The sequence below is a fragment of the bacterium genome (assembly GCA_037131655.1).
Classification (GTDB): domain Bacteria; phylum Armatimonadota; class Fimbriimonadia; order Fimbriimonadales; family JBAXQP01; genus JBAXQP01.
This window is the reverse complement of the sequence record JBAXQP010000084.1, coordinates 1-9,454: the sequence shown is the minus strand read 5'-3', so window position 1 is coordinate 9,454 and position 9,454 is coordinate 1. Positions and strand designations below refer to the sequence as shown.

The following is a 9,454-nucleotide window of genomic DNA, read 5'->3' as shown; positions in this document are numbered from 1 at the left end:
CAAGCTCAGCCCTTACATTCGAAGTGAACTCAATCGACAGGTGAAAATGAGGAGAGATTTATGGCTAAGAAGACTAGTCCTGGGAAAGTTCGAGTGGCAATGGTCGGCGCTGGCGGGCAGGGGAATACTGCTCACTGGCCGTCGCTTGCTTCGTTTGAAGATGTCGAGATTGTAGCAGTCTGCGAACTTAAAGAAAAGCTCGCACGAGAAGCGGCAGAGAAGTACAACGTTCCGAAGGTATATGTCGGCGACGATTTGCATTATAAGAAGATGCTAGAAGAGGTTGCTCCCGACGCGGTGTATGCCATCGGCCAGCCGAATATCATGTTTGAGGTGTGGCTAAACTGTCTCGTCAAAGGGTTCAACTTGTATATCGAGAAGCCGATGGGTATCTCAGCTCACATGGCGAGGATGCTGGCTTATACGGCGGAGAAGCATGACTGCATTACCCAGGTCAGCTTCCAGCGCCGTATCGCTCCTATTGCGGTGAAGATGAAGGAAGAGGTCATCAAGCGAGGCGGCCCGATCAATCATGCGGTTTGTACCTTCTACAAATGGTGCGATGATGCCAATCTGAGCGCACCGGACCATATGTACGATGATTGCGTTCACGCTATCGATACACTTCGATGGCTCTGCGGTGGTGAGTTGGTGGACATTGAAAGCACCTGTAAACGTATCGAAGTGCCCAATATCAACTATATCACAGGGCTGATGCAGTTCGACACAGGCGCAACGGGTGTATTGATGAATAGCTGGCGTACCGGCCGACGTATCTTTGGCTGCGAAATGCATTCGACCGGTTGTTATGCCACCGTCGAGCATGAGAATGATGGGGTACTTTACGACCACGGCGACTACGAAGGCAAGCGCATGACTACTCAAGAAGCGGCCTGTAGCGACAATTATCTTGATTGGTGCGGCTTCCGCCCTAAGAACCGCGAGTTTATCGACGCCATCAAAGGCGGCCCGATGCCAGCCTCTAACTTCTCTGACGCCGTCAAAACGATGGAAATCGCCGAGACCATCCTCTCGCAAGCGCAGTTGATGGGAGTTTAGCGGAGAAGGTGTTAGGTTATAGCGAAGAGTTTCAAAGGTCGTATGAGGGATGAGCTTCGACCGCACAGTGCTTAGGGTCAAAAGCCACCGTCTTTAGCGGCCATCATCCCTGTGGGATTATTAAGTGGGGTTAACAACAAGCTCAAAGAATGGGGGGGGCAGGTCATGGGTACGAGCAGAGCAGGGTTGGAGGCAAACGTGCAACCGAACATTATTTTCATCACGACCGACCAGCAGCGGACGGATTCGCTCGGCTGCTACGGCGCTCCCTTCGCCAAGACTCCGGCCCTTGATGCCATGGCGCATCGGGGAGTTCGATTCGAGCGTGCGTACTGCACCAACCCCGTGTGCACGCCAAGCCGTGCGAGTATCCTTACGGGGAAGTACATGGGCCGTCACGGAGCCTGGAATGTGGGCGTGGATGTTCCCCCTGAGGAGTTGTTCCTCTCCCACCGGCTCAAGTCACTCGGGTACCGGACGCACCTCATCGGCAAGGCTCACTTCAATGCGTGGGCGGGAGATAACGACGTCTCTGTCGAGTGCATAGATAACTGGCGAAAGCGTTTCCCCGCCTTTCGCGGACCGTACTACGGCTTCGACGAGGTGGAGATTGCCCTGGGGCACACCACCTTCGGGCTGGCAGGGCACTACGGAAGCTGGTTGGACGAAAAGCTCGGTCACCCTTGCGATGACGCATTCCCGATACACAAGCGCTCTTCGTCAACTTTTCAGGGCGAAGCTTATGACTGGGATATCCCGCTGGAGCTGCACTCGAGCACTTGGACTGCGGACCGAGTGTGCGCCTTTTTGGAACGTGCCAGCAGTGACGATAAGCCGTTTTTTCTGAGCGTTGGCTTCGAAGATCCTCATTCGCCTCATGCCCTGCCCGTCGAGCACGCCCGAACCCTTGATCCCTCCTCGGCGCCGCTCCCGCGTTACACTCCAGGGGAGTTGGACGACAAGCCGCCCTTCTTCCAGATTGCGCACGAGGGAAAGCTAGAGCAGAGCCCTTACCGCGGCACGTACTTCATGGCGGGCCAGGGAGAAGGGGCCGACTACCGCGATGTTCCCCCTGACGATGCGCGGCGGGGCCGTGCGTACTATTGGGGACTGGTGGAGCTAGTGGATCGGGCAATGTCGCGTATCTTCGATCTCTTGGCGCGCACGGGGCTTGATCGCACGACCCTCGTGGTCTTCACCTCGGACCACGGCGAGCTTTTGGGCGACCATGGGCTGTGGATGAAGGGGCCGTTCCACTATGAGGAGCTGATCCGTGTTCCCCTCATCGTGCAGTTTCCCAATCATGCGCATGCCGGCACGGTCGTGAAGTCCCTTGTGAGCTTGGCGGATCTTGCCCCCACGGCGCTGTCTCTCACGGGCATCGATGTACCCGGTGACATGGACGGAGTCGACCTGAAGCCCCTTGTTCAGGGTCAGTGCGAATCGATGCACGAGCAGGTTTTTGTGGAGACCGTCGACGATCCCCGAACCCTTCGCCTCAAGACTGTCGTGACGGAGCGGTACAAGCTAACCTATTACCATGGACAATCCTTCGGAGAGCTTTACGACCTGCAGGATGACCCTGGAGAGATCGTGAACCGATGGGAGGATCCAGGACATGCGGCGGTGCGGCAGGATCTCCTCGGGCGTATCATCGACTTCGCGGAGCCATTGGAGAAGCGCGCGGTCCGCTACGACTACGCGTAAGCGCTCTCGGCGGCTGGATCAAGACGGCTAAGATCACCTGCCGCGTGAAGAGGTTGATCTTTCGGACGCATGTTATTGTAATGAACTCAGTCTGTTTACCGCAATTATCCGAGAATTTCATATCAATAACGAGGTAGTCCCCCCTTCGAGCTTTTGTATGTAAATATCAAACCCAAAAGGGGTTCACTTGGATCATCGTTAAAACGATTGATATAACCGCGGTGTCGCAGGTATAAGTGTGGCCAACGAGGAAAATAGACAGCCTTAAGAAATGCGAGGCAACATTACTTAGTCTGTGATGGCGATTTTTGCCCCTAGTAAAGTTATTGTGTTTTTGTCCAATATGCCTCGTTAGGCGGGGAATGGAAGGGTGGGGGTTTCGGAGGCCTTCACATTGAAGCGGACTTATTTCGGGCTGACGGCTGAATGCTGACAGCTATGTTTTACGAAAGGCCAACTCGTGTTGTCGGCCTGATGTGTATGGGGGATTTATATGACAGGACTTGAAAGAGTAAAAGCTGTATTTGAAGAGAAGACGCCTGACCGGCAGCCGGTTGTGCCGAAGTTCACTCTGCGCTGGCGACAATTTTTGAAGTGCCGTTCAAAGACTTCTACCTTAAAGCCGACTCCATGGCCGATACGATGATCAAGGGCTATCGAAAGTTTGGTTATGATGGGGTGCAGCTTTCTTTAGGGGTCGTGACGGAAGCGGAAGCGCTCGGGGCGCGTGTTGATTTATCTCCTGCTGGCATGCCTGTCCTCAAGGAATGGCTTTTGGATGAATACTCAAAGTTAAATGGCCTGAAACGAATCGACCCGACTTGCGGTGGGCGTTTGCCAATGTTTTTTAAGACAGTCGAAAAGGTAGTGCGCGAGATTGGGCGAGAGGCTTTCGTCATAGCAACCATAAGAGGCCCCTTACTGATGGCATCACAACTTCGAGGCGTTGAGCAGATACTAATTGATTTGATTGAAGAACCGGAAATGGCGAGCGAAATACTTGAATTTACAACCGATGTATCGCTGCAAGTAGGAAAGTGGCTGTTAGGAACAGGGGCGCACGGGTTGGCAATTGGGGAAGCTACTTGTTCACCCAATTTCATTTCACCGAACCTCTACCGTAGAACGGTTCATGGTTGCCATAAAAAACTGGCAGAAGGCCTAAAACAGGCTGGGTGGGGCGCGGTTGGGCTTCATATCTGCGGCGATACCAGGAGCATTATCGATGATGTCATTGCAACTGGCGCTGATTTCCTCGATATCGATTATCAAGTCCCTGCAGAAGAGGCTATCGAACTTGCGCAAGGAAGAATCGTATTAAGAGGTAACCTAGACCCGGTATCCGTGCTTCGCTTTGGGAATGTTGAAAAAGTTCAGCAGGAAACTAGAAAGCTCAAGAATGAAGTAAGTAAGAGTCGTTGGATAATGAGCAGTGGTTGCGACATCCCTCCAGGTACGCCTCCGGAGAATATTAAAGCTTTTGTAGATGCAACCTTCTGAGGGAATAAGATGAGTTTTGATAATAAAGAACGCAGACGGTGGGAATTTCCATTATTTAGATCTTCAACAGGGACTTCAACGACATATGTCTCAGCGCTAACGAATATACCAATCGATGAGCCTGAATCCCCACGCCTTGTCTCGCTTGATGCTTTTCGCGGCTTGACCATTCTGTTAATGCTTTTGGTCAATAACATGGCATTGGACAAAGCTACCCCTTTGCAGCTCATGCACGCCAAGTTTAACCAAGGGGTGCATTTGGCTGATTTGGTGTTCCCCTGGTTCCTTTTTTGCGTGGGGTTGGCGATTCCGTTCTCAGCAGCCGCGTTTCGTCGAACTGGGCTTCCGGCATGGCGGTACGATGTTCGAATAATTAGAAGAGCAGTCGCCCTGGTTCTCCTGGGAATTCTAATAACAAGTATTGGGGGAAATGGAATAGTGGTGCGGGGTGTGCTGCAACTCATTGGTTTAGCATATCTGGTTGCCGCTTTGCTTTATGATCTGCATCTAGTGCGTCGTTTGTTAATCGCAGGTTTGTTTTTGGTTGGTTATTGGGCGGCCATTAAATACATGCAATTCCCAGGCGCCCCTGTTGGAGCCTTCGCGGAAGATAATAATTTAATTCACTATTTCAATAAAACCTATCTCAGCAGCGTAAACCTATCAGGTATTCCATCGGTTATTCCAACAGCCGCGCTAGTTTTGATTGGCACCGCAGTTGGCGATTTGATTCGGAAAGAAGAATTGAGCAAGTTGTGGAAGACCGCATGGATGTTAGTGATTGGGCTTGTTTTGGTGGCGCTTGGAGTGTTTTGGAGCTTTAGTCTTGGGTTTAACAAGCCGTTCTGGACCCCTTCTTATATTCTGCTTGCAGCTGGCACCGGGACTTTGGTTCTTGGCCTTTTCTACCTCTTGATTGATGCTGGCGGAAAGCGCTTGTTGGCAACCCCTTTGGTAATTCTAGGCTCGAATGCCATTTTGGCCTATGTTGCGCCGATCTTAGTGAAGGTGCTTGTCCTAAAGACGTATCAAATAAACGTTGCACCAGGGAAAGCCATCGATCTTTCACAGTGGATATTGAACTTTTGGGTCAATAACATAGGCCGGATTAGCGGCGGTTGGCTTTACACTGTCAGTTACATCGTCTTCTGGTGGCTGGTGCTATGGGTGCTTTATAAAAAGAGGATATTCCTCAGACTATAACGAATTAACCACAAACTCTCAATTTCTTATTTCGTTTTACTTAATACCGGCGGCACAAACTTGGTCAAGCCATCATCAGTTGCCGGTGGCACAAGTGTTCCGTCAGCTATAAGTTTTGTAAGTTGAGCAAGATTTGCCAGAATGGTTGGATTGATTTTATTTTTGGTGTATGTCATCGGGCTGAGGCCAACACCATCTTCTTTAACCCCATAACTCAATATGCCGCTCTGAAACTTCTTTGCTTGCGTGCGTTTAATGCAGTCGTAAACCGCGTTATCAGTGTGCTTGACCATGCTGGTGAGGACACGGCCGGGGGCTTCTCCGTCTTGGTCTTGATCGCAGCCGATGGCAAAGAAACCTTCGCCTTTTTCGCTGGCAGCTTGAATAACGCCCATGCCGGCTTTGCCCGATGCCTGGAAGATAATGTCAGCGCCTTTACCGAATTGGGTGAGCGCCAAGTCTTTAGCCTTGCCGACATCATCCCAGCTTCCGACGTAACCGACTTCAACTTTGATAGAAGGGTTAGCGGTCTTTGCGCCTGCGATATAGCCAACTTCAAAACGCTTAATCAGTGGTCCCGGCATTCCGCCAACAAAGCCAATTTTGCCGGTTTTAGACACTGCTCCGGCGAGGTAGCCTGCTAAGAATGAACCTTCCTGCTCGCGGAATTTAAGCGCAACTGCGTTTGAATAGTCCAATGCATCGCCATCAACAATAGCGAACTTAACTTGACGATATCTGGGAGCTACTTGCTTCAACGCATCACTAATAGGATAACCCATGGCGATGACGAGGGTGTATTTCTGGTTAGCGAGCGCTTGAAGGTTGTTCACATAATCAGCCGCCGCTTTGGTCTCGATTACTTTGGGGGCAAAGCTCAATTCGTCCCCAGCCCGCTTCATGCCCGCAAACCCTGAAGCATTAAATGACTTGTCATTAATCCCCGCAATATCCGTAACCATCCCCACCTGAAACCCTTGCGATGCTCTCTTATTAGTGCCACAGCCAGCGACTAAAACCAAGATAATAATTCCGAGAAACCAATAACGTCTAAGCATAATTTCGCTCCATGATCGTATTACGTATTGCGTAGTTTGTATTTCGGAAATGCAAAAGTATCGTCACTTTGCACTGCTAACAAAGCAACATGATCGGTGTCAAAGCAAGGATGATTGTGAAGTAATCCCCTCCACAACTTTTCAGACAAATTCCACGCCTTCAGTTCTGAATGACACCCCTTTGGGGTGTCTTGGATTTTCCGGATCGTGTTTCGTGCTTCTTGCTTCGATCTGGTCCGACTTCTAATTTCTTATCCGGAATACGAAATACGCAATACGTACTACGCCTTATGTATCGCTTCGTCGTGGATGTCCTCGTAGGCTTCTAGGAGGGCTTCGGCGAAGGTGGGGTGGGCGTGGATGGTGTCGGTCATGTAATCGACCGTGGCTTCGAGCTTGATGGCGGTAACAGCCTCGTGAATGAGGTCAGTCGCATGGGGGCCGATGATGTGGACGCCCAGTAGTTCGTCATATTTTCTATCGGCGACCACTTTGACGATACCATCGCGCTCGTTGGCAGCGATGGAGCGACCTAAAGCTCGGAATTGATACTTACCGACTTTAACATCATAGCCTTGAGCGCGCGCTTCTTCTTCGGTCAAACCAACCGTGGCGACTTCAGGGACTGTGTAGACACAGTTGGGGACTACGCGGTAATCCATCTTGCGCGCATGCCCCATCGCGTTTGAGGCAGCAACGATGCCTTCCATCGAAGCGACGTGGGCGAGCTGTTGAGCGCCGGTGAGGTCGCCCACGACATAGATACTCGGCACGCTTGTTTGCATCTTATCGTTCTTGACCACAACGCCCTTGTTATACGTTTCAACTCCGACGCCTTCCAAGTTCAATCCTTCAGTAACAGCTCGGCGGCCAACGCCTAGAAGAACGATTTCACACTCGACTTCAATCGGTCCCTTAGGGGTGGTGATATTGGCGATGTTTAACTTGCCCTTCTTTTCGACTTTATCAACTTGACTACCGGGTAGGAGTTTGATGCCCTGCTTAGTCAGGATACGGTCGATTTCCTTGCTGATGTCTTGATCGGCGAGCGGCAGCACTCGGTCGAGAAGTTCGACAACCGTCACTTTTGAACCAAGACCGTTATATATCCAAGCGAATTCCAGACCAACCGCTCCGCCGCCGATGATGAGCATGCTCTTTGGAACAGCAGTTGCAGAGACCGCATCGTTACTTGTCCATAGGTTAAGGCCGTCTTCCATTCCCTTGACTGGGAACTTAACGGCAGCGGCTCCGGTTGCCAATATAATATTTTTAGCTTTGATCTCTTCGGTTCCGTTACTCCCAGTAACAACAACTGTATGAGCATCTTTGAGGGAGGCAGTACCTTGAACTTGACGTACGCCGTTCTTTTTGAAGAGCGCTCCAACGCCGCCGCGAAGTGTTTCGACGACTTTCTGCTTGCGCTCCATCATTTTAGTAAAATCGAATTTTATATCCCCTGAAATATTAACGCCGAAATCGCTGGCATGTTGAGCTTGAAGGTAGGCTTCGGTGTTCGCAATCATCGCCTTGCTGGGGATGCATCCCCAGTTAAGACAAGTTCCTCCAAGAAATTCCTTTTCAACGCATACAACCTTGCCGCCAAGTTGGGCTGCGCGAATCGCAGCAACATAGCCACCAGGGCCGGCGCCGATCACGAGCACATCACAGTCAAAATTCGTATCAGACATGAGCTTAGGTTCCTCCTCAATTTTGGGAATGGACTGGATGTCCATAATAAGGGACAAACAAACGTTAGACTTCGGCCTGGCGGCCGTTTCTATACTAGCGTTTTGGATAGATTTATCTGGGCCGTGAGATTTCATAAATAAGACCCTCTTTTCGTTATGCCCAGGGCGGGAGTCGAACCCGCACAGCATTTCTGCCAACGGATTTTAAGTCCGTCGTGTCTACCGTTTCACCACCTGGGCTGGTAACGAAAGAAGTATACCCGCTCGAAACTTTAGCTTTCACCTACTAAGCATTTTCAATTACAATTAACCAAAGGTTGACAAATCCCGGCTGGTTCCGTATCATTAAAGAAAGCTGGCGGGAAACGATGGAAAGCGCCGGTAAATCTGGAAGGGCATGGAATGCCCTTAATAGGAGGACTTCATATATGAACCTCACTCGAAATGTGATTTTAGGTGTAGTATTTGCAATGTTGTTGTGCGTAGTTCCTAAAGCTAACGCAGTAGATTCTTATTGGGATAAGCTTGAACTGCGCGCTCGCGCAGGAGCTTATTTCCCAACAGAAAAAGTTGTAAAAGATTTGAGCGATGTCTGGGGCGCCATTGGCCTCGATATTGCTGGCCCCGGACTTTTCGGGAAAAATTCTGAGACTGTCCTTTCGTTTGATTTATATAATCGCAACTGGGGCAGAGGTCACAATACAGTATTCCCTATTATTTTAGGGGAGAACTTTACCGTCACTCAAAGCTCAATTTCCGACTTTCGACTTTATGTGGGAGTTGGAGTCGGTATGGTCGTAGGTGACGTCGGCGGACCGAGCAATAGCAAATTTGCCGCCAGAGCTGTCGTTGGTCTCGACCTTACGGATAAGATTTTCCTTGAAGGTAGCTATCTTGTTACCGATAGGTTCAATGCTTTTCAAGGCACAACCACAACGCGTGGGAATGGCTTAACCGCAATGTTTGGTTATAAGTTCTAACTATTCTCATCACTGGGCGGATATACAAATCCGCCCAGTTTATTTGTTTTCTTAAGGATGGCGTTCTAATGGAAGGTCCACTGAAAGTTTTTGCGGGTACAGCACATACTGACTTTGCCCGATCGGTTGCATCTTGCCTAGGAGTAAGTTTAGGTGATGTGGCCGTCCGTAGACCTGATGATGGTGAGACTTACGTTACTTTTAACGAAAGCGTGCGAGGATGCGATTGCTATATTATCCAACCGACTTCGCCGCC

At 50.4% G+C, this 9,454-nt stretch carries 8 protein-coding genes and 1 tRNA gene; 6 read left to right on the top strand and 3 right to left on the bottom strand.

What is annotated here, in order from left to right:
- Positions 1-60: 60 nt before the first annotated feature.
- From WCO51_05580 to WCO51_05565, 4 genes are all read left to right on the top strand, one after another.
- A complete protein-coding gene (locus tag WCO51_05580) occupies positions 61-1,059 on the top strand; it encodes a Gfo/Idh/MocA family oxidoreductase (protein MEI6512731.1) in 999 nt (332 codons plus the stop codon).
- Between the two features lie 198 nt (positions 1,060-1,257).
- Positions 1,258-2,766 (top strand): sulfatase-like hydrolase/transferase, encoded by a 1,509-nt coding sequence (locus tag WCO51_05575; protein ID MEI6512730.1) that lies wholly within the window; start codon positions 1,258-1,260, stop codon positions 2,764-2,766.
- A 594-nt stretch (positions 2,767-3,360) separates the two neighbouring features.
- Positions 3,361-4,266, top strand: coding sequence for a uroporphyrinogen decarboxylase family protein (locus tag WCO51_05570; protein ID MEI6512729.1), 906 nt, complete (start codon positions 3,361-3,363; stop codon positions 4,264-4,266).
- A 9-nt stretch (positions 4,267-4,275) separates the two neighbouring features.
- Positions 4,276-5,469, top strand: a complete 1,194-nt coding sequence (locus tag WCO51_05565) for a heparan-alpha-glucosaminide N-acetyltransferase domain-containing protein (protein ID MEI6512728.1) — start codon at positions 4,276-4,278, stop codon at positions 5,467-5,469.
- Between the two features lie 26 nt (positions 5,470-5,495).
- Here WCO51_05565 and WCO51_05560 read toward each other — a convergent pair whose 3' ends face one another.
- The 3 genes from WCO51_05560 to WCO51_05550 all read right to left on the bottom strand — a co-directional run bounded on the left by WCO51_05560 (position 5,496) and on the right by WCO51_05550 (position 8,458).
- The gene (locus WCO51_05560; GenBank protein ID MEI6512727.1) at positions 5,496-6,527 is read right to left on the bottom strand and encodes a BMP family ABC transporter substrate-binding protein; all 1,032 of its coding nucleotides are present in this window, start codon (positions 6,525-6,527) and stop codon (positions 5,496-5,498) included.
- Positions 6,528-6,808: 281 nt separating this feature from the next.
- A complete protein-coding gene (gene lpdA, locus WCO51_05555; GenBank protein MEI6512726.1) occupies positions 6,809-8,218 on the bottom strand; it encodes a dihydrolipoyl dehydrogenase in 1,410 nt (469 codons plus the stop codon).
- A 157-nt stretch (positions 8,219-8,375) separates the two neighbouring features.
- Positions 8,376-8,458, bottom strand: a tRNA-Leu gene (locus WCO51_05550).
- Between the two features lie 188 nt (positions 8,459-8,646).
- Between WCO51_05550 and WCO51_05545 the strand changes: the two genes are divergently transcribed.
- Together WCO51_05545 and WCO51_05540 are read left to right on the top strand one after the other, a co-directional pair.
- On the top strand, positions 8,647-9,198 hold the full coding sequence (locus WCO51_05545) for a hypothetical protein (GenBank protein MEI6512725.1): 552 nt from the start codon (positions 8,647-8,649) through the stop codon (positions 9,196-9,198).
- Between the two features lie 68 nt (positions 9,199-9,266).
- Positions 9,267-9,454 (top strand): ribose-phosphate pyrophosphokinase-like domain-containing protein (locus WCO51_05540; protein MEI6512724.1); only part of this gene is annotated, 188 nt, incomplete at its 3' end.